This window comes from Comamonas suwonensis, from assembly GCF_012844455.2.
Lineage (GTDB): Bacteria > Pseudomonadota > Gammaproteobacteria > Burkholderiales > Burkholderiaceae_C > Comamonas > Comamonas suwonensis.
The window spans coordinates 190,886-209,073 of sequence record NZ_JABBCQ020000009.1; the positions used below are offsets into that span (position 1 = coordinate 190,886).

Annotated in this window: 21 protein-coding genes; 13 read left to right on the forward strand and 8 right to left on the reverse strand. The window is 57.4% G+C overall.

The window, feature by feature from the left end; translation table 11 throughout:
• Nucleotides 1-288: 288 nt before the first annotated feature.
• The gene (locus tag HF327_RS12305; RefSeq protein WP_169108495.1) at nt 289-738 is read left to right on the forward strand and encodes a MaoC family dehydratase; all 450 of its coding nucleotides are present in this window, start codon (nt 289-291) and stop codon (nt 736-738) included.
• Nucleotides 739-835: 97 nt separating this feature from the next.
• Nucleotides 836-2,311 carry a SulP family inorganic anion transporter gene (locus HF327_RS12310; RefSeq protein WP_169108496.1) on the forward strand — a complete coding sequence of 492 codons (1,476 nt, stop codon included), beginning with the start codon at nt 836-838 and terminating at the stop codon, nt 2,309-2,311.
• Between the two features lie 16 nt (nt 2,312-2,327).
• Here the strand turns inward: HF327_RS12310 and HF327_RS12315 are convergent, their stop codons facing one another.
• The gene (locus HF327_RS12315) at nt 2,328-2,699 is read right to left on the reverse strand and encodes a polyhydroxyalkanoate granule-associated phasin (protein WP_169108497.1); all 372 of its coding nucleotides are present in this window, start codon (nt 2,697-2,699) and stop codon (nt 2,328-2,330) included.
• 77 nt (nt 2,700-2,776) lie between these two features.
• Nucleotides 2,777-3,709 (reverse strand): LysR family transcriptional regulator, encoded by a 933-nt coding sequence (locus HF327_RS12320; protein WP_169108498.1) that lies wholly within the window; start codon nt 3,707-3,709, stop codon nt 2,777-2,779.
• Between the two features lie 109 nt (nt 3,710-3,818).
• Here HF327_RS12320 and lysA point away from each other — a divergent pair, with 109 nt between their 5' ends.
• Both lysA and HF327_RS12330 read left to right on the forward strand, forming a co-directional pair.
• Complete coding sequence (lysA, locus tag HF327_RS12325) at nt 3,819-5,066, forward strand: diaminopimelate decarboxylase (RefSeq protein ID WP_169108499.1); 1,248 nt, start codon at nt 3,819-3,821, stop codon at nt 5,064-5,066.
• 278 nt (nt 5,067-5,344) lie between these two features.
• Entirely contained in the window at nt 5,345-6,235 is an 891-nt protein-coding gene (locus HF327_RS12330; protein ID WP_169108500.1) for a DMT family transporter, read from the forward strand.
• Nucleotides 6,236-6,344: 109 nt separating this feature from the next.
• Here HF327_RS12330 and HF327_RS12335 read toward each other — a convergent pair whose 3' ends face one another.
• The 4 genes from HF327_RS12335 to HF327_RS12350 all read right to left on the reverse strand — a co-directional run bounded on the left by HF327_RS12335 (nt 6,345) and on the right by HF327_RS12350 (nt 8,879).
• Entirely contained in the window at nt 6,345-7,355 is a 1,011-nt protein-coding gene (locus HF327_RS12335; RefSeq protein ID WP_169108501.1) for an NAD(P)H-dependent glycerol-3-phosphate dehydrogenase, read from the reverse strand.
• A gap of 121 nt (nt 7,356-7,476) precedes the next feature.
• Nucleotides 7,477-7,938 carry a protein-export chaperone SecB gene (gene secB / locus HF327_RS12340; protein ID WP_003051901.1) on the reverse strand — a complete coding sequence of 154 codons (462 nt, stop codon included), beginning with the start codon at nt 7,936-7,938 and terminating at the stop codon, nt 7,477-7,479.
• A 202-nt stretch (nt 7,939-8,140) separates the two neighbouring features.
• A complete protein-coding gene (grxC, locus tag HF327_RS12345) occupies nt 8,141-8,398 on the reverse strand; it encodes a glutaredoxin 3 (protein ID WP_169108502.1) in 258 nt (85 codons plus the stop codon).
• A gap of 73 nt (nt 8,399-8,471) precedes the next feature.
• Nucleotides 8,472-8,879 (reverse strand): rhodanese-like domain-containing protein, encoded by a 408-nt coding sequence (locus HF327_RS12350; protein ID WP_169108503.1) that lies wholly within the window; start codon nt 8,877-8,879, stop codon nt 8,472-8,474.
• Nucleotides 8,880-9,167: 288 nt separating this feature from the next.
• On the opposite strand from HF327_RS12350, the gene gpmA reads away from it, so the two are divergent.
• From gpmA to HF327_RS12370, 4 genes are all read left to right on the forward strand, one after another.
• Nucleotides 9,168-9,911 (forward strand): 2,3-diphosphoglycerate-dependent phosphoglycerate mutase, encoded by a 744-nt coding sequence (gene gpmA / locus HF327_RS12355; RefSeq protein ID WP_169108504.1) that lies wholly within the window; start codon nt 9,168-9,170, stop codon nt 9,909-9,911.
• A 132-nt stretch (nt 9,912-10,043) separates the two neighbouring features.
• Entirely contained in the window at nt 10,044-11,555 is a 1,512-nt protein-coding gene (locus HF327_RS12360; protein ID WP_169108505.1) for a S41 family peptidase, read from the forward strand.
• 74 nt (nt 11,556-11,629) lie between these two features.
• Nucleotides 11,630-12,376, forward strand: a complete 747-nt coding sequence (locus tag HF327_RS12365) for a HesA/MoeB/ThiF family protein (protein ID WP_169108506.1) — start codon at nt 11,630-11,632, stop codon at nt 12,374-12,376.
• 125 nt (nt 12,377-12,501) lie between these two features.
• A complete protein-coding gene (locus HF327_RS12370) occupies nt 12,502-12,882 on the forward strand; it encodes a response regulator (RefSeq protein WP_169108507.1) in 381 nt (126 codons plus the stop codon).
• A gap of 47 nt (nt 12,883-12,929) precedes the next feature.
• Here HF327_RS12370 and HF327_RS12375 read toward each other — a convergent pair whose 3' ends face one another.
• The gene (locus HF327_RS12375) at nt 12,930-13,562 is read right to left on the reverse strand and encodes a response regulator (RefSeq protein WP_158393249.1); all 633 of its coding nucleotides are present in this window, start codon (nt 13,560-13,562) and stop codon (nt 12,930-12,932) included.
• Nucleotides 13,563-13,697: 135 nt separating this feature from the next.
• Here HF327_RS12375 and HF327_RS12380 point away from each other — a divergent pair, with 135 nt between their 5' ends.
• From HF327_RS12380 to HF327_RS12400, 5 genes are all read left to right on the forward strand, one after another.
• Nucleotides 13,698-15,047: a sensor histidine kinase gene (locus HF327_RS12380; protein ID WP_169108508.1), complete on the forward strand. Its 1,350-nt coding sequence runs from the start codon at nt 13,698-13,700 to the stop codon at nt 15,045-15,047.
• A gap of 161 nt (nt 15,048-15,208) precedes the next feature.
• On the forward strand, nt 15,209-15,370 hold the full coding sequence (locus HF327_RS12385) for a DUF1328 domain-containing protein (protein ID WP_099735842.1): 162 nt from the start codon (nt 15,209-15,211) through the stop codon (nt 15,368-15,370).
• A 163-nt stretch (nt 15,371-15,533) separates the two neighbouring features.
• Nucleotides 15,534-16,022, forward strand: a complete 489-nt coding sequence (locus HF327_RS12390; protein ID WP_169108509.1) for a hypothetical protein — start codon at nt 15,534-15,536, stop codon at nt 16,020-16,022.
• A gap of 72 nt (nt 16,023-16,094) precedes the next feature.
• A complete protein-coding gene (locus HF327_RS12395; protein WP_169108510.1) occupies nt 16,095-16,415 on the forward strand; it encodes a BON domain-containing protein in 321 nt (106 codons plus the stop codon).
• Nucleotides 16,416-16,541: 126 nt separating this feature from the next.
• Nucleotides 16,542-17,627 (forward strand): zinc-binding metallopeptidase family protein, encoded by a 1,086-nt coding sequence (locus HF327_RS12400; protein WP_169108511.1) that lies wholly within the window; start codon nt 16,542-16,544, stop codon nt 17,625-17,627.
• A gap of 10 nt (nt 17,628-17,637) precedes the next feature.
• On the opposite strand, the gene coaD is transcribed toward HF327_RS12400, so the two are convergent.
• Entirely contained in the window at nt 17,638-18,132 is a 495-nt protein-coding gene (gene coaD, locus HF327_RS12405; protein WP_169108512.1) for a pantetheine-phosphate adenylyltransferase, read from the reverse strand.
• Nucleotides 18,133-18,188: the final 56 nt, after the last annotated feature.

The window sequence follows — 18,188 nt, forward strand, 5'->3', positions numbered from 1 at the left end:
ATTTAGCCGACCAAGAGAAAGACCACCGATTGCTCAGGCAGTCATGCAGTGATGGCAAGACAGGTTAGACCGGGGCCAAGATAGTCCGATAAGAGTAATGCACCTCGAGTGCGCTTAGCCGATGGGACCTTGGCCAGCGAATTCCATCAGGGACAGTGGCAGCACGCTGCCACAACAGTCCGGATATACGCTTGCAATCTTGACCTTCCTGGCATCACGAACTGAAGGCTTGGCAAACCGGGGCGTCCATATATGCTCTTAATGCCCAAACCAAAAGGGGAAGCAAGCATGAGTGAAAAGCTGTATCTGGACGATCTGTATGTGGGCCAGAAGTTTGTGAGCGAGGGCTACCCGCTGGATGAAGCGCAGATCATTGCCTTTGCCCAGCAGTTCGACCCGCAGGTCTTTCACCTCGACCCAGAGGCTGCCAAGAACACCTTTTTTCAAGGCCTTGCTGCCAGTGGCTGGCATACGGCGGCTATCAGCATGCGGCTGGTGACGCAAAGCATTCCGCTGGCCGATGGCGTGATCGGCGGCGGCATGGAGGAGCTGGCCTGGCCCCAGCCCACGCGCCCCGGCGATGTGCTGCAGGTGGAGTCCGAGATTGTGGAAATCATTCCCTCCCAGTCCAAGCCCAATCGTGCTCTGGTGCGCGTTCTGGCCCACACCAAGAACGAGCGCGGCGAGGTGCTGCAGCGCTTCAGGCCCAAGATGGTCTGCTTCAAACGACCGGCCTGACCCTCGCGCAGCAAAAGTTCGGGGCACTGATTAACATCGCCGACTGGCGCTGCCGCTGCCTCCTCTGCAGGGGCTGCGCATCACTTGCTGCTGCGATATGAATCCCTCCCCCCTGCTGACCCGCCTGCGTGCTGAATGGGCACCCAGCGTGCCGCGTGAACTACTGGCTGGTGCCGTTGCCACGTTTGCGCTGATTCCCGAAGTGATTGCCTTTTCCTTTGTGGCGGGGGTAGACCCGGCCGTGGGGCTGTACGCGTCCTTCATCATCAGCATCGTGATTGCAGTATTTGGCGCGCGCCCGGCCATGATCTCAGCCGCTGCGGGTTCGGTGGCGCTGGTGGCGGCTCCTCTTGTCGCATCACACGGGCTGCAATATCTGCTGGCGGCAGGCTTGCTGGCCGGGGCCATGCAGATCGTTTTTGGCCTGTGCAAGATGGGCAGCCTGGTGCGCTTTGTCTCCAGTTCCGTGCGCACAGGCTTTGTCAATGCGCTGGCCATTCTCATCTTTTCAGCCCAGTTGCCACATCTGCATGGCGCCAACACTGCCACCTGGATCATGCTGGCCCTGGGTCTGGCACTGATCTACGGCCTGCCCTGGCTGGGTCAGAGATTGCAGCTCAAGGCGCTGACGGCTATTCCCTCACCGCTGATCTGCGTGCTGCTGCTGACGCTGCTCAGCAGCTTCATGGGTCTGCCACTCAAGACCGTGGCTGATCTGGGCCAGTTGCCCGACAGCCTGCCGCTGTTTGCTCTGCCAGAGATTCCCGCCAGCCTTGAAACCCTGCGCATCATCGCTTTGCCCGCGCTGGCGATTGCCATGGTGGGCCTGCTGGAGTCTGTACTCACCGCCGCCGTCATCGATGATCTAACGGGAACGCCCAGCAACAAGAGCCGCGAATGCTCGGGTCTGGGTATGGCCAATGTCGCGGCCAGCCTGTTTGGCGGCATCGCGGGCTGCGGCATGATTGGTCAGGCCGTGGGCAATGTGAAGTACGGCGGCCGGGGTCGACTGTCCACGCTGTTTGCCGGGGTGTTTTTGCTGATTTTGATGGTGGCCCTCAAACCCTGGGTGTCGCAGGTGCCGGTGATTGCTATGGTGGCCATCATGGTCATGGTGTCGATATCGACGTTTGACTGGAAGTCGCTGGGCAATCTGGTGCGCTACCCGCATCTGTCCAGCTCGGTCATGCTGGTCACCGTGGTCATTACCATCGCCACCCACAACCTGGCCATGGGCGTGATTGCGGGTGTGCTGCTGTCAGGCGTGTTCTTTACCTTCAAGGTGGCCAATATGCTGGAGGTGCAGGGCCATGTCCATCAGGACACCTACATCTGGACAGTGACAGGCCAGGTGTTCTTTGCCTCAGCCGATGCACTGATTGAGGCGTTTGATGTGCTCGCTGCCGCTGGCAAGCCTGTGCGCATTGATGTGAGCGCGGCCCACTTCTGGGACATCACCGCCGTCGGCGCGCTGGACAAGGTGATGGAGCGCCTGCGCCAGCATGGCTGCAGCGTGGAGCTGATCGGGCTGGATGACAGCAGCCAGCGGTTGATTGAAAGACTGAAGGTCTGACGGCAAAGGTCTGACCTTATTTCAAGCTGGTTTTAGACAGGCGCTTGGCATTGGCCACGGCCTTGCGGCGGATAGGGGCCAGACTTTTGGCCGCCACCTTGTCTGCCACGGCGGGCAGCTTCTGCCCCAGAGCCCAGGGGTTTTGCAGCCATGCCTGGCACAGCTGCTGCTGCATCTTGAACATCTCGGCTCCCATGGTCAGCCAAGACTGGTTGAAGGCCTCCTGCTTCTCCACCACCATGCGCGTGAATTCACGCTGATCGCGCGGGGACAGCACGGGGCCGCTGAGCGCCATGCGTGTAAGCCTGTGGCTAATGACCTGAGGTACAGCCATGCTGAGCTCCAGCAGTTCGCTGGCGGTGCGGTGGGGAATGGCGGATTCGGTCATGCAGGTTTTTTGCTCAAAGCGTTACTCAAAAAACAACTTATTGTGCACTGCAGCATAAATGCGTGCGCACGCTCACTTTAAAAACCACTATCCACCAAGGTCTGTCCGTGGGCTTCCTGCAGCAGCGCCTCCATCAGCCAGGGCACGCCCACATCGCCGGGGCGGTGTAGCGGCAGCAGCATGTGCACCTGAAACGGAATGGAAAACGCCAGCGGCCGCACCACCAGTTGCGGCCCGGCGCAGGCCCGCGCTGTGAGCGGGTTGACGATGGCCACGCCCAGCCCATGCTGCACCATGGCACAGACGGCCACGGCACTGGCAGTCTCCAGACTCAGCTGACGCTGCACACCGGCTTTGGCAAAAACGGCATCAATCTGCACGCGGTAAGGGTCATCGCGCGCCAGACTGATAAAAGATTCACCTTCAAAGTCCCGCGCCGTGAGCTGTATTTTTTGCGCCAGCGGGTGGCTGGCGGGCAGCACAGCCACCTCGTCCATGGCGGGCAGCGGCTGGCTGCGCGTGCCGGGAGGGGCATCGGCCAGTTCAGACAGGCCCAGATCAAAGCGCTGCGCCGCCATCCATTCCTGCAGCAGCGGTGCTTCTTGCGTAGCCACGCTGACAAGCACTTTGCCATGGCTGGCATGCAGCCGCGCCAATGCGCCCGGCAGCAAAGCATGACTGAGTGCCGGCAGGCACAGCACGCTGATGCGTGCACTCTGCGGGCGGCCCAACTCGACAGCGCGGTCAATCACCCGCTCAAGCCCCTGCCAGCTGCGTTGCACCTCATCCCACAGCAACAAGGCCCGCGCATTGGCTCGCAGGCGGCCCTGCACCCGTTCAAACAGGGCATAACCCAGCAGTTGCTCCATGCGCGCCAGTTCGCGACTGACAGTGGGCTGCGAGGTGTAGAGCAACTGCGCCGCGCCGGTGACACTGCCCGCCGTCATGACGGCGCGAAACACCTCGATATGTCGGTGCGTGATGCGCAGCGAAGAATCTGAATCGGTCATGGCAAAAGCATATCCAGTTTGAATACTCTTAAAAAAACAAGCTATTGGACTGAATAGATTGCACTTGGCATGATGCGCAGGATTTTTCTATTCTCAAAAGACAGCCACCATGTCAAACCCCTTCACTCCCGCCCTGCTCTGGAACCTGGCCGACGAATTCGGCACCCCGCTGTGGGTGTACGACGCCGCCACCATCCGCGAGCGCATTACCCAGCTCAAGGCGTTTGACACCGTGCGTTTTGCCCAAAAGGCCTGCTCCAACATCCACATCCTGAAGCTGATGCGCGAGCAAGGCGTGAAGGTGGATGCAGTCTCGCGCGGCGAGATCCTGCGTGCGCTGGCTGCGGGCTTCAAGCCCGGCTTTGGCGAGCCCGCAGAAATCGTCTTCACCGCCGATGTGATGGATGAGGCCACGCTGGCCACCGTGGTCGAGCACCAGGTACCTGTGAACGCTGGCTCCATCGACATGCTGGACCAGTTGGCGGCGGTATCGAAGGGTCACCATGTGTGGCTGCGCATCAACCCTGGCTTTGGCCACGGCCACAGCAACAAGACCAATACCGGCGGCGAGCACAGCAAGCACGGCATCTGGCACAGCGAGCTGGAAGAGGCGCTGGAAGCCATCAAGGCTGGCGGCCTGGTGCTGGCGGGTCTGCACATGCACATCGGCTCGGGCGTGGACTACGGCCACCTGCAGGAAGTGTGTGGCGCCATGGTCCAACTGGTGAAGCGCGCCAAGGCTGCGGGTGTCGATCTGCACGCCATCAGCGCTGGCGGCGGCCTCTCCATCCCCTACAAAAAGGGCGACGCCACTATCGATACCGCCCACTACCACGGCCTGTGGGATGCCGCGCGCAAGCAAGCCGAGGCAGTGGTCGGCCACAAACTGGGTCTGGAGCTGGAACCCGGTCGCTTCCTGGTGGCCGAATCCGGCGTGCTGCTGGGTACCGTGCGCGCTACCAAGAATGCGGGCAGCAACCACTTCGTGCTGGTCGATACCGGCTTCAACGAACTGATGCGCCCCAGCATGTACGGCAGCTACCACGGCATGGAAGTGCTGCGCCGTGATGGCCAGCAACTGCCCGCGCAAGACAGCGTGGTGGCCGGCCCGCTGTGCGAATCAGGTGACGTGTTTACCCAGGGCGATGGCGGCGTGGTGCTGCCGCGCTCGCTGGCCGGTGCCTCCGTGGGCGATCTGCTGGTAATTCATGACACGGGTGCCTACGGCAGCTCCATGTCCAGCAACTACAACACCCGCCCTCTGGCCGCCGAAGTGCTGGTTGATGCAGGCAAGGCACAGCTGATTCGCCGCCGCCAGACGGTGGATGAGCTGCTGGCACTGGAACTGGGCTTGTAATTAAAGCGCCCCCTGAGGCGCACAACATTTGGCATTGTTGCCTTTCCCCTCTCTCTACGCGCCGCGCGCTAAGGGAGGGGGGCCCAGCCCTCGCTGCGGGGCGGCCCTTGCTCGGCTGCACTGGTTTGGTCTGCGCCGGTTTCATGCGATACAGGCGTCATACTGCACTGCGGCTAGCTGATTCGATAGCAGCTAACGCTTATTCATCAAGGGCTTCAGGCCGAAATCGTCTGAAACCTGCTTCTCTCGGCACCGTACAGTGCCCAGCCAGTTCTTCCATGCCACAGCACTCCGCCCCCTCCGCCCATCGCCACACGTTGACGGGCATTGGCTTTACGGTGCTGGCCTGTGCCTGCTTTTCCATACTGGATACCGGCTCCAAATATGCAGGCGCGCTGCTGCCACTGTTGATGGCGCTGTGGCTGCGCTATGTGCTGCAGTCGGCCTTGACCGTCGGTTTTGGCGTGGCACGCCATGGGCTGGATATTTTTCGCACGCAGCGACCGGGGTTTCAGTTGTTGCGCGCCATTTTGTTTTGCATGAGCAATGCGCTGGCCATGCTCAGCCTGCGCTATCTGCCGCTGGCTGAGTTCACCGCCATCGTGGCGCTGACACCGCTGGCTCTGACACTGGTTGCCGCTGTGTGGCTGCGCCAGAAGGTCAGCCCGCTGCGCTGGGTGCTGGTGGCACTGGGCTTTGCAGGTACGCTGGTCATTATCCGCCCGGGCGGTGCGCAGTTCAGCGGCTGGGCACTGGTCTGGCCTGCATTGCAGCTCGCCGCCAATACGGCCTATCAAGTGCTGAGCAGCCGCATGGCCGGTAAAGAACGCCCGCTGACCACACAGATCTACACCAGCCTGCTGGCACTGAGCGTGACCTGCATGGCCCTGCCCTGGATCTGGCAACTGCCCAATACCGCAGCGCTATGGCTAGCGGCCATTGCCATGGGCGTAGGCAGCGCCGTGGGACACCTGATGCTGCTCAAAGCCTATGAAAAGGCCGAGCCCGCCACCATCACACCTTTTCTCTACAGCCAGATTCCCTGTGCCTTGCTGGCCGGCTGGCTGGTCTATGGCCATATCCCCGATCAATGGGCCGTGATGGGCATGGCTGTCATTGCACTGTGCGGAGCGGCCAGTGCCTGGCTGAGCATGCGAGAGAGTCGCTAGATCGCATCAAAAAGAATAGCTGCCACCGCCTTGATTCATTTGATATCAGTGCAAATATCATCTGAAACCTATAAATATCAGGCGTATGCAGCTATTGTTTTATGGGGCTTTACTCGCCGCGCGGATCACGGGCCATCAAAGACTGCACAGCTTCGGTCACGGGCAAGGCTCCATCCAGCAAGGCCACCACGGTTTCGGTGATCGGCATCTCAACCCCCACCTGGCGGGCACGGGCCAGCACGGTGCGAGCACTGTAAACACCCTCGGCCACATGGCCCAGCGATGTAACGGCCTGCTCCAGCGTCTTGCCCTCCGCCAGCAGCAAACCCACTTTGCGGTTGCGTGACAAATCGCCCGTGGCCGTCAGCACCAGATCGCCCAGGCCCGACAAGCCCATGAAGGTCTCGGCCTGCGCGCCCAGTGCCACGCCCAACCGCGTCATCTCGGCCAGGCCGCGGGTCACCAGCGCAGCACGGGCATTCAAGCCCAGCGCCAGCCCGTCACACAGGCCGGTGGCGATGGCCAGCACATTCTTGACGGCACCACCGACCTCCACGCCCACGATGTCGTGGTTGGCATAGACGCGCATGGCATCGCCGTGAAAGGCGGAAACCAGCAGCTCGCTCACACCCTCATGCGCGCTGGCCGCGACCAATGCCGTGGGCTGCTGACGGGCCACCTCGGCCGCAAAGCTGGGCCCACTAAGGGCCCCGCTTTGCAATAGCGGGGCCACTTGCTGACAGACCTCGTGGGCCATCAGGCCATAGCTGCCAGCGGCAGCATCGGCGGGCACCGCTTCAAAGCCTTTGCACAACCAGACCACGGGCACGCGGCAATCTTTGAGCAAGCCCAGCCACTGCCGCAGCGCTGCCATGGGCGTGCCCAGCACGATCAAATCCGCAGTCGCCGCATGGGCCATCACATCGCCGCTGACCACGGTGAGCGGTTCGGGAAAGCGGATGCCCGGCAGATAGCGGCTATTGGCACGCTCAGCCTGCATGAGCTGGGCCTGCGCCAAATCACGCGCCCAAAGGCTGACGGCGCGCTTGTCCGGATGGGTAGCCGCGCTGATGGCCATGGCCGTACCCCAGGCGCCAGCGCCGATGACAAGAATTTTCATAGCTTTGGAATTCATAGCAAATAACGCACGCCAGATATGCGAAAGAGGCCACTGGGGCCTCTTTGCTGGGTGCCTTGATCTGATTGTCCCACAGGGACATCCGATCAAAAAGCGGCGCGCCTTACTGGGGCAGCTGACCTTCAGTCTGTGCTGCGGCAGCGGCTTGCTGCTGCTCGTACATGGCCTGGAAGTTGATTTCGGCCAAGTGCACAGGAGGGAAGCCAGCGCGGGTCACCACGTCAGCCACGTTGCCGCGCAAGTAGGGGTAAATGATCTGGGGGCAGGCAATGCCGATTACGCCACCCATCTGGTCTTCAGGCACGTTGCGGATTTCGAAAATGCCCGCTTGCTTGGCTTCGACCAGGAACACGGTCTTGTCCTGAATCTTGGTCTGAACGGTCGCTGTCACGGCCACTTCGTACACGCCTTCGGCCACGGGAGTGGCTTCCACGCCCAGCTGAATGTCCACGCTAGGCTGCTCTTGTTCCAGCAAGATAGCGGGAGAGTTAGGCTGCTCCAGGGACAGATCCTTCAGGTACACCCGTTGGATCTGGAACACGGGGCTGTTGTCTTGTTCGGCCATGATGAGCTTGGTCTTTCAGAAAAATTCTTGCGGGAGAAATGCAAATGCCTGCGGTGAGTGTCAGCACGATGGCTAGTCTCACAGCAGGCATTTCCATGAAATAGCGCCTTGCATTATGCAGCGACTGCCAACAGGCCTATGGTCGCTACTTGTGTAAAGCGGGAATTCATGTCATTTGCTGGCATTTTTACAGGGTATGTAATTAGCTTTGCAGCAGTGGCAGCAGGCCGCCATTGGCATCCAGCGCCATCAGATCGTCGCAGCCACCCACATGGGTCTCACCAATAAAGATCTGCGGCACGGTGCGGCGGCCGGTGATCTCCATCATGTGATTGCGTGCAGCAACGTCGAAATCAATGCGGACTTCTTCAATCTGCTCAACGCCCTTGGACTTGAGAATCTGCTTGGCACGCGTGCAATAAGGGCAGACGGCGGTGGTGTACATCTTCACGGCTTGCATGAGTCAACTTCCTTGTATGGATGGCGGCGCAGCCTAGACCCACCGCTCTTCAGAATGATTAGCTGAGACTGAATCAGGCTTTTTCAATGGGCAGACCCGCATCGCGCCAGGCCTTCATACCGCCAGCCAATGCCTGGGCCTTTTCGTAACCCAGCTTCTTGGCAATGGCTTCAGCGCGTACAGCACGAGCACCCGATGCGCAGACCAGCACCAAGGGCAGTTGCTTGTTCTTCACGGTCGTCGCCAGCTTTTCTTCAAACTGACTCAGAGGCAAATTCTTGGCTCCGTTGACATGGCCTGCAGCAAACTCTTCGGGCTCGCAGATATCCAGCACCATGGCTTTTTCACGGTTAATCAGGTGCACAGCAGCAGCAGCCGAAAGGGAACCGCCAGCAGCGCCGCGCAGTGCGGGCAACAGCAGCATCACACCCGAAGCCACAGCAATCAGGATCAAATACCAGTTATCGATGATGAATTTCACGTCATTCCTTGGGATGGCAAACCTGCTGATTTTAGAGGCTGGTCCACCATTCAGCCCGTGCGGCACTGCACAGGCCCGCGCCGCACAAGCCCATACGGTTTGTTTACAAGGCTACAAATGAAAGTGCATGCTCTCCCAAAATTCCCGAAAAGTCTCACAGGAATAGGCAGCAGTCCGGCTATTTGCCTGAAGTGGCTTTCCTGGACTCGCTCCCGGACAAAGGCCCTGCCTCTAGAATGCACGGTTTTGACTTTGTGTCATTACTGCTTTGCTACTTTGAGAGAATCCATGTACAAGCTCGTTCTGATCCGCCACGGTGAATCCACCTGGAACCTAGAAAACCGCTTCACCGGCTGGACCGATGTGGATCTGACTGCCACCGGTGTCAAGCAGGCCAAGAAGGCCGGCCAACTGCTCAAGGCAGAAGGCTTCGACTTCGATGTAGCCTATACCAGCATGCTCAAGCGTGCCATCCGCACCCTCTGGCATGTGCAAGATGAAATGGACCGCACCTGGCTGCCCGTGGTGCATAGCTGGCGTCTCAACGAACGCCACTACGGCGGTCTGCAAGGCCTGAACAAAGCCGACACCGCCAAGAAATACGGCGATGATCAGGTTCTTGTCTGGCGCCGCAGCTACGATGTGCCGCCTCCTGCACTGGAAGCCACGGATCCCCGCAGCGAGCGCGGCGATGTGCGCTACGCCAAGCTGCAACCTGAACAGATCCCGCTGACCGAGTGCCTCAAAGACACCGTTGAGCGCGTGGTTCCGTTCTGGAGCGAGGCCATTGCCCCCGCCATCAAGGCAGGCAAGCGCATCGTTATCACGGCGCATGGCAACTCCATCCGTGCTCTGATCAAGTATCTGGACAATATCGCCGACGATGCCATCGTGGGTGTGAACGTTCCCAATGGCATTCCTCTCGTGTATGAGCTGGATGCTGATCTCAAGCCCATTCGCCACTACTACCTGGGCGATGCCGAAGCAGCAGCCAAGGCAGCTGCTGCCGTCGCAGCTCAGGGCAAGGCCTGAGATTCCTTTTCGCCGCCCATTGCTCAGACGGCTTCGGTAGTCTGAAGATGGGCTGACGCAGAAAAAGGCCTATGGAACCTCATGGGCCTTCTGTCGTCCAAGGTGTATATTGCGAATGGTTAAAGGGGTGCTATGGGTCAAAAAATCAAAATTGCAGGCTGGATCTCTGTCGGCGTGGTCGCTGGTGCGCTGACCACCGTATCACTGCAGACGCTGGCTCGTGGCGGCGTAACGCCTCTGCCACTTGAAGAAATCCAGCAACTTTCGGCCGTTTTTGGTCTGATCAAGACAGATTATGTGGAGCCAGTCAGTGACAAGAAGCTGATCACCGATGCCATCTCAGGCATGGTCTCCAGCCTTGACCCTCACTCCCAATACTTCGACAAGAAGACATACAAAGAATTCAAGGAAGGCACTTCCGGCAAGTTCGTGGGCGTAGGCATTGAGATCACCATGGAAGATGGCCTGATCAAGATTGTCTCTCCCATCGAAGGCTCGCCCGCCTTCCGTGCAGGCCTCAAGACCGGCGACCTGATCACCAAGATTGATGACACCGCCGTAAAGGGCCTGACGCTCAATGATGCCGTCAAGCGCATGCGTGGTGAGCCCAATACCAAGGTGCGCCTGAACATCCTGCGCAAGGATGAAAGTCGTAGTTTCCCCGTCACCATCACGCGTGAAGAGATCAAGACCCAGTCGGTCAAGGGCAAAGTCATCGAGCCCGGCTACGCCTGGATTCGCCTGAGCCAGTTCCAGGAACGCACGGTCGATGACTTTGTCCGCAAGGTCGAAGAAATTTACAAACAGGACCCCAATCTCAAGGGACTGGTGCTGGACTTACGCAACGACCCTGGCGGCCTGCTGGATGCAGCCGTCGCCATCTCTGCTGCCTTCTTGCCGCCCGATGTGCCCGTGGTCTCTACCAACGGCCAGTTGGCCGAGAGCAAGGCTGTCTACAAGGCGTCCCCCGAGTTTTACGCTCAGCGGGGCTTTGGAGACCCCCTACAACGCCTGCCTGCTGCGCTGAAAAAGCTGCCTTTGGTTGTACTGGTCAACGAAGGCTCGGCCTCTGCCAGCGAAATCGTGGCCGGTGCCTTGCAAGATCACAAGCGCGCCACTGTGATGGGCAGCCAGTCTTTCGGCAAAGGCTCCGTTCAGACGGTGCGCCCTCTGGGCCCAGAGACAGCACTCAAGCTGACCACTGCACGCTATTACACCCCTAGCGGCAAGTCCATTCAGGCCAAGGGCATCGTCCCCGATCTGATGGTGGACGAAACTCCAGAAGGTAACCTCTTCGCAGCTCTGGGCATGCGCGAGGCAGATCTGGAAAAGCACCTCTCCAGCGGGCAAGGCGCTGAAGTCAAGAACGACGCACTGGAAAAAGCCCGCGAAGAAGCGCGCAAGCGCCTCGAAGAAGAAACGAAAAAGCCCATTTCTGAACGCCGCCTGCCAGAGTTCGGCTCTGATAAAGACTTCCAGCTGCAGCAAGCACTGAACAAACTCAAAGGCCAGACCGTTCAGGTCAGCAAAACGCTGACAGAGCGCAAAGTTGAAGACAAGTCCGACGATACGGCCGCTACAGACAAGAAGCCTGCCGTTAAAAAATTGCCTGAAAAAAGCGAATCCGACAAGAGCAAAAAATAAGCTCAGGGTTGCAGAACCTCTATCAACGAGCCGGGCTTGCCCGGCTTTTTTCTTGGACCCATGGAAGCCAACCGATGAACGATGATCAATTGCTGCGCTACTCCCGCCACATCATGCTCGACGAAATCGGCATCGAAGGTCAGGAGCGAATTCTTGCCGCACATGTCGTGATCATTGGCGCAGGCGGCCTAGGCTCCCCTGCTGCACTTTATCTGGGCTCTGCTGGCGTAGGCCACATGACCATCGTCGACAACGACACCGTGGACATGACCAATCTGCAGCGCCAGATTGCCCATACCACCGCGCGCATCGGCATGCCCAAAGTCGACTCCATTCGAACAGCAGTACACGCCATCAACCCCGAGGTTGATATTCACTGCATTCAGGAGCGCGCTACGGATGCTTTGCTTGATGAGCTACTTCCAGAGGCAACTGTCGTTCTGGACTGCACCGACAACTACAAGACCCGCCAAGCTATCAACGCCGCCTGCGTGCGCCACGGCACTCCCTTGATAGAAGGTGCAGCCATTCGGGTGGACGGACAGCTCATGGTCATAGACCCCCGAGTCTCTGACAGCCCTTGTTATGCCTGCGTCTTTCCACCAGAGGCTGAGTTTGAAGAAATTCAGTGCTCAACCATGGGGGTTTTTGCGCCGCTAGTGGGGCTCATCGGCATACAGCAGGCCGCAGAGGCAATGAAGCTGATCGTCGGTTTTGGCCAACCTTCTGTCGGACGACTCCAAATGCTTGATGCACGCACTTTGGAGTGGAGTACGATGAAAGTGGCTAGGGTTAAAACCTGTGTTGTTTGCGGCAGCTGAAATGCCCTTCAAGTAAATTGACATTACAATAAAATTGCATAAATCGTAATTTATTTCACTATGCGGGAACTTGGTAGTTCTCACATAGTTCCCGCAAAAAGTCTATCCACCGAACGCCTGCCACTGTGAAACTGCGCACCTTTTTCGTTGAAGACAACCCTACGATTCGCGAGAACCTGATTGCGACGCTGGCGGAGCTTGCGGATGTCGAAGCAGTGGGTCTCGCAGAGACCGAGGCTGATGCATCCGAGTGGCTAAGCATCAACCCAGGCGCATGGGATCTCGTTATCGTGGATCTGTTCCTTCGAGAAGGTAGCGGCCTTGGCATTGTCACCAGCTTCCAGCAACGTCTTTCATCGCAAAAGCTGCTGGTGCTCAGCAACTATGCAACCGCAGATGTTCGCGAGCGCTGCCTTGAACTGAATGCCGACGCTGTGTTTGACAAATCCAATGAAATCGATGCTCTCATTGACTTCTGCATTGATCTGAACACGGCCAAAGCCTAATCTCTACCACAAGTAAAAAGAGGCTTGAATTTTCAAGCCTCTTTTCGTTAATCGATCAGACGATTTTTTAACGCGTAATATGTCAAATCACTATTAGAAGAAAGTCCCATTTTCTCCATCAATCTTGTTCGGTAAGTACTGACAGTCTTGACACTTAAAGAAAGTGATTTAGCAATATCACCAGCAGTCTCACCGCGGGCCAGTTTCAGAAACACCTGAAATTCGCGTTCAGACAGTTGCTCGTGTGCCGGCACATCATCTTTGCGATTGAGTTGCTGCGCCAGAAGGTCAGCGACTGTAGGTGTCAGATAACGTCGTCCCAGCGCAACAGTTCGAATCGCTTCGGCAATATCTTGGGGATCACATTCCTTGTTTAGATATCCGCTGGCACCTTGGCGAATCAAGTTGATTGCGTAGTGCTCCTCAGGGTATCCACTGAGAATCAAAATCCCCATGTCCGGCGCTTTAGCTCGGAGCATTGCCAGTGCATCGATGCCACTTTGCCCTGGCATAGACAAATCCATCAACAGCACGTCAATCTCTTGCTCTCGTACCAAATCAATGGCCTCTCGTCCATTGCCTGCTTCTCCAACAACTCTCAGGTCTACATGTTCAGACAGGAATTGGCGTAATCCCGAACGAACAATCGCGTGGTCATCCACTATGCCTACTTTTATCATGAACACCTCTTTTTCATGAAGTTGCGCTCGTCTCCCCCTGCGCATAACTTTTTAAGACCCGAACTATGATGTCAGTCATTGACGATACGGTTATGCAGAATATCAGGTAATTGCCTTGTAGGTGAGAGGATGTAGATGCGCTGGACCAATATCCGCAAAATTGCAGTCAGCCTGACGATAGCGATCATTGCGGCTGTCTTAATGGTAAGTATTAATGAAGCTGGCTATAAACGATCCTTGCAGGCACTGGATACGCTCACCCAGACACAAAGCACTAGGTCCAAGCTCAATTTGCTCATGCAGCAAATACTGGACGCCGAGACTGGTCTGCGCGGTTATCTGCTTACAGGAAAAGAACGCTATCTAGAACCTTATAACTCCGCAAATGCAGCCATTAGTGGCAGCATGGATGAGTTGCGTCGCATCTTCATCATGGATCCCAAGGAGCTGGCATCCTTCACGCCACTGGCCCGCCAAGTAGAGCGCAAGACCAGTGAAATGGAGTTAAGCCTGCGCTTGTATCGCCAAGGCAACAATGAAGCATGGCGCTTTGTGATGTTTACCGATATCGGCATAGAAAACATGGATGCCATCCGGGAGCACATCAAAACCCTGGTTGAGAGCATCGACCAGCGCGCCCAAGCCAACCTGGCTGATATCGAGCAAACTCTGAGCTTGTCCCGCATAGGCATTGCCACCGTGACCGCGCTCGGAATTCTTGGTTTCTTCATGTACTTGCGCCAAGCGAACGCCCTGCAGCATTCGCACCAGCGGGAGCAAGAAATTCAGCGCGAAGAGCGCAATCGACTCGAAGAAGTGGTGAGTGAGCGAACTGCCACACTGACAGAACTGGCAACCCACCTGCAGCAGGTACGCGAAGATGAGCGCGGTCATCTGGCACGAGAGCTCCATGATGAGCTGGGATCGCTGCTAACCGCTGCCAAGCTAGATGTGGCAAGACTCAAATCAAAGATTGATACCTCAACCCCCGAAGTCTCAGAGAGAGTCGCTCACTTGATCGAAACGCTCAACAGCGGGATCGCACTCAAGCGCCGCATCATTGAAGACCTGCGCCCCTCATCCCTCTCCAATCTGGGCCTGACCACGGCTTTGGAAATTCTGACTCGCGAGTTTGGTGAGCGCAGCAGCATTGAAGTGGAATGCAGTCTGGAACCTGTCGATTTGACGGAGTCAACCCAGCTAACGGTATACCGCATCGTTCAGGAATCTCTGACCAATATTGGAAAATACGCCAAAGCCAGTCACGTGATAGTGACCGTTCACAACTACCCAACCTATGTAGCCGTGCAGATTCAGGATGATGGTCAGGGCTTTGAGCTGGCCAGCATGCGCCCCAACTCCCACGGGCTGGCAGGTATGAAGCACCGCGTTGAAGCCGTGGGAGGCCGACTCACCGTTGCATCGCAACCCAGCAAAGGAACGACTATTTCAGCTGTCATTCCACTGGCCATGGTGAATGCCTGATAGTAAGTACTTCATAGAGATTTATCCTACGCAAGTGTCCGAAATTACCCCTACGCAGTAGGAAGATGCTCACCGTCACCCCCCTTGGCATCGAATCCCTACAGTGAACACATGGCCCTGGCAAAAGCTTCTGCCGGGTCTGTATTTTCGAGGAGAGAACCATGCTGCACTACGCTATTGTCTTTTTTGTCATCGCCTTGATTGCCGCCATCTTTGGTTTCGGCGGCATTGCAGCCAGCGCTGCAGGCATCGCAAAAATCCTGTTCTTCGTCTTTATCGTGATGGCCGTTATCACCTTCTTGGTTGGACTGGTGAAGAAGTAAGCTTGCTTTGCAAATGTGTAGAACTTTGTTCATATGCATTGCGCAAACAAGGAGTATTGGCCATCATTCCTCTCAACTTCTGCATTTCAGAAGTTGCGATGTTCATGAGCCGCATGACCGCACACTTTCGTAAGAATTTCTAAATTTCTGGGAGTTTCAGACAATGAGCCAAGCTGCAAAAGACACCAAAGACACCATGGAAGACCTCAAGAGCACGGCCAAAGAGCTGGCTGGAGATGCCAAAGAGGCTGTGAATGATGCAGTGAGCTCCGCCAAGAGCACGGCTCACAAGGTTGCTGATGCCGCCGAAGACATGGCTGACGATTTGGCAGACAAAGCCAAGGACACTGCACGCAGCGCGCGTCGTACGGCTTCTGAAGCCATTGACTCTACGGGTCGTCACCTGCGCAATGCCGATGATGAAGTCAACCCGTTGATCGACAACCTTGCCAACCGCGCGCAGGATCTGGCCGAGCGCAGCATCAATTTCTGGGCCGATAACTCTCACCGCGCACGTCGCCAGATCAACACGGCCACAGATGCAACCACCAAGTATGTGAGCGAGCAACCCGGCAAATCGGTACTGATTGCTGCCGCCACTGGCGCAGCTCTGGCAACGGCCTTTTTCCTCGGTCGCTCGCGCAAAAAATAAGCTTTCAACTCTTTTTCTGCAGGCGCCTTAGCAAACGTTTTGGCGCCGTTTTCAACACCAAGGGAGAAACCTATGAAGAACATGACTCGTGCTTTGGCTTTCAGCTTTGTTGCCGTCACTGCCGTTCTGGGCACTACCGCTTGCTCGGTCGCTCGTGACCAGCAAACCGTCGGTTCCTATGTTGATGACGCTGGCATCACCACCGCAGTGAAGGCCAAGATGGCTGAAGACAAGAGCGTTTCCGCCACGGCTATCAGCGTGGAAACGTTGAAGGGCGTTGTACAGCTATCAGGCTTTGCCAAGTCTGAGGCAGAAAAAGCACGCGCTGGTGAAATTGCCCGCACAACAAAGAATGTGCGCGAAGTGCGCAACAGCATTGTGGTCAAGCCCTGATTCTGATCACACCGCCTGAAAGCGGAGCCTGAAAGGCACTGCTTTCCTCAGCCAAAGCCAGCTTGAAGCTGGCTTTGTTTTGTGCACCTACACCACGGAGCCACACTTCGCCGCTAAAGTGAATGCATGCGAGTTTTCAACTGCGAGGCCTGCGGCCATCTGATCTACTTTGACAGCCTGCAATGCGTGCATTGCGGTGCGGCTCAGGCATTTCTGCCCGATCAGCTGAGGGTGGGGATTCTTCAGTCCTCCGACGCTACTTCGTATACGCCATCCAGCGATCTGACCGCACGCTACCGCCCCTGTGCGCACCGGCACAACATCAGCCTGTGCAATTTTGCAATTGAGCCCTCTGATCCTCACCAGCTCTGCGTTTCCTGCCGCCAGACGGAATGGCTGCCAGACTCCAGCAACCCTGCCAACGAGCTGCGATGGGCCAAAATTGAAGTCGCCAAGCGGCGTCTGTTCTACACCTTGGCCAAGCTGGGCCTTCTTGACCCCCATGGGCACCGGGTTCCCGAGCCACGGTTTTCACTGCTTGCGGATATCCCAGGCTCCACCCCGGTGATGACCGGCCACGCCAGCGGCATGATTACTCTCAACGTGGTCGAAGCTGACGATGATGAGCGCGCCAGACGCCGCCTTGCGCTGCGTGAACCATTGCGAACGTTGATTGGCCATCTGCGTCACGAATCAGGGCATTTTTACTGGGATCAATTGATAGCACAAAGCGCTTGGCTGGAGCCGTTCAGAGCGCTATTCGGCTATGAAAATCTGGACTACGCGCAGGCCCTGCAACAGCACTACAACAAAGACCCCCTGGACACCCGCTGGAGCCAGAGTGCCATCAGCGCCTATGCCACATCCCACCCATGGGAAGACTGGGCCGAGACCTGGGCACATTACCTGCACATGGTGGATTTGATGGAGACAGCGGCCAGTTACAGCACCAGCATCACCGTGCCGGACATTCCCAGCTCGGGACCGCAGATGATCTGCAACCCGCTGGGGAATGTGCCTTTGAACTTTTCTGTGATGCAGGCGCAATGGGTGCCGCTGACGCTGCTGCACAACAGCCTCAACCGCAGTCTGGGGCTTGAGGATGCCTACCCGTTCTCCATCTCAGCCATGGCGTGGGACAAGCTGCGCTTTGTGCACGACCTGATCAGTGACTACCGCCAGAAATCTGGCTTTGCAGTGCCCGCCCTGTGATTAACTATTCTTAGCTGCTACGGCCGACCTTTGCCATCAGCTTTTCGTGCACGCCCTTGGAGACGAACTTGTCCACCTCGCCGTTGAGTGTGGCGATCTCGCGTACAAAGGTGGAGCTGATGAACTGGTAACGGTCGCTGGGCGTGAGGAACACGGTTTCCACCTCGGGCATCAGCGTGCGGTTCATGCCGGCGAGCTGGAATTCATAGTCAAAATCCGTCACCGCGCGCAAACCGCGCACCATGGCCTTGGCTCCGCGGGCCAGCACAAAGTGCGCCAGCAGGCCGTCAAAGCTTTCAACCTCAACCTGCGGGTAGCTGGCGCAAGCCTCGCGCACCATGGCAATGCGCTCGTCCAGGGTGAACAGTGTCTTCTTGTGATGACCGGCCGCCACTGCAACGATCACCTTGCCAAACAGCTGGGTGGCCCGGCGCACCACATCCTCATGGCCCAGCGTAATCGGGTCGAAGGTGCCGGGGTAAACGGCAATCACGTTCTGGCTCATGGCTTAACTCTCCTGCGGCTTTTTATGGATTTATATGCTGCTGCAGTGCAGCACAA

What these genes read in the sequence shown, in the direction of transcription:
- HF327_RS12305 (WP_169108495.1), top strand. Translation starts at nt 289, where the DNA reads ATGAGTGAAAAGCTGTATCTGGACGATCTGTATGTGGGCCAGAAGTTT.
- HF327_RS12310 (WP_169108496.1), top strand. Translation starts at nt 836, where the DNA reads ATGAATCCCTCCCCCCTGCTGACCCGCCTGCGTGCTGAATGGGCACCC.
- HF327_RS12315 (WP_169108497.1), bottom strand. Translation starts at nt 2,699, where the DNA reads ATGACCGAATCCGCCATTCCCCACCGCACCGCCAGCGAACTGCTGGAG.
- HF327_RS12320 (WP_169108498.1), bottom strand. Translation starts at nt 3,709, where the DNA reads ATGACCGATTCAGATTCTTCGCTGCGCATCACGCACCGACATATCGAG.
- lysA (WP_169108499.1), top strand. Translation starts at nt 3,819, where the DNA reads ATGTCAAACCCCTTCACTCCCGCCCTGCTCTGGAACCTGGCCGACGAA.
- HF327_RS12330 (WP_169108500.1), top strand. Translation starts at nt 5,345, where the DNA reads ATGCCACAGCACTCCGCCCCCTCCGCCCATCGCCACACGTTGACGGGC.
- HF327_RS12335 (WP_169108501.1), bottom strand. Translation starts at nt 7,355, where the DNA reads ATGAAAATTCTTGTCATCGGCGCTGGCGCCTGGGGTACGGCCATGGCC.
- secB (WP_003051901.1), bottom strand. Translation starts at nt 7,938, where the DNA reads ATGGCCGAACAAGACAACAGCCCCGTGTTCCAGATCCAACGGGTGTAC.
- grxC (WP_169108502.1), bottom strand. Translation starts at nt 8,398, where the DNA reads ATGCAAGCCGTGAAGATGTACACCACCGCCGTCTGCCCTTATTGCACG.
- gpmA (WP_169108504.1), top strand. Translation starts at nt 9,168, where the DNA reads ATGTACAAGCTCGTTCTGATCCGCCACGGTGAATCCACCTGGAACCTA.
- HF327_RS12360 (WP_169108505.1), top strand. Translation starts at nt 10,044, where the DNA reads ATGGGTCAAAAAATCAAAATTGCAGGCTGGATCTCTGTCGGCGTGGTC.
- HF327_RS12365 (WP_169108506.1), top strand. Translation starts at nt 11,630, where the DNA reads ATGAACGATGATCAATTGCTGCGCTACTCCCGCCACATCATGCTCGAC.
- HF327_RS12375 (WP_158393249.1), bottom strand. Translation starts at nt 13,562, where the DNA reads ATGATAAAAGTAGGCATAGTGGATGACCACGCGATTGTTCGTTCGGGA.
- HF327_RS12380 (WP_169108508.1), top strand. Translation starts at nt 13,698, where the DNA reads ATGCGCTGGACCAATATCCGCAAAATTGCAGTCAGCCTGACGATAGCG.
- HF327_RS12385 (WP_099735842.1), top strand. Translation starts at nt 15,209, where the DNA reads ATGCTGCACTACGCTATTGTCTTTTTTGTCATCGCCTTGATTGCCGCC.
- HF327_RS12390 (WP_169108509.1), top strand. Translation starts at nt 15,534, where the DNA reads ATGAGCCAAGCTGCAAAAGACACCAAAGACACCATGGAAGACCTCAAG.
- HF327_RS12395 (WP_169108510.1), top strand. Translation starts at nt 16,095, where the DNA reads ATGAAGAACATGACTCGTGCTTTGGCTTTCAGCTTTGTTGCCGTCACT.
- HF327_RS12400 (WP_169108511.1), top strand. Translation starts at nt 16,542, where the DNA reads ATGCGAGTTTTCAACTGCGAGGCCTGCGGCCATCTGATCTACTTTGAC.
- coaD (WP_169108512.1), bottom strand. Translation starts at nt 18,132, where the DNA reads ATGAGCCAGAACGTGATTGCCGTTTACCCCGGCACCTTCGACCCGATT.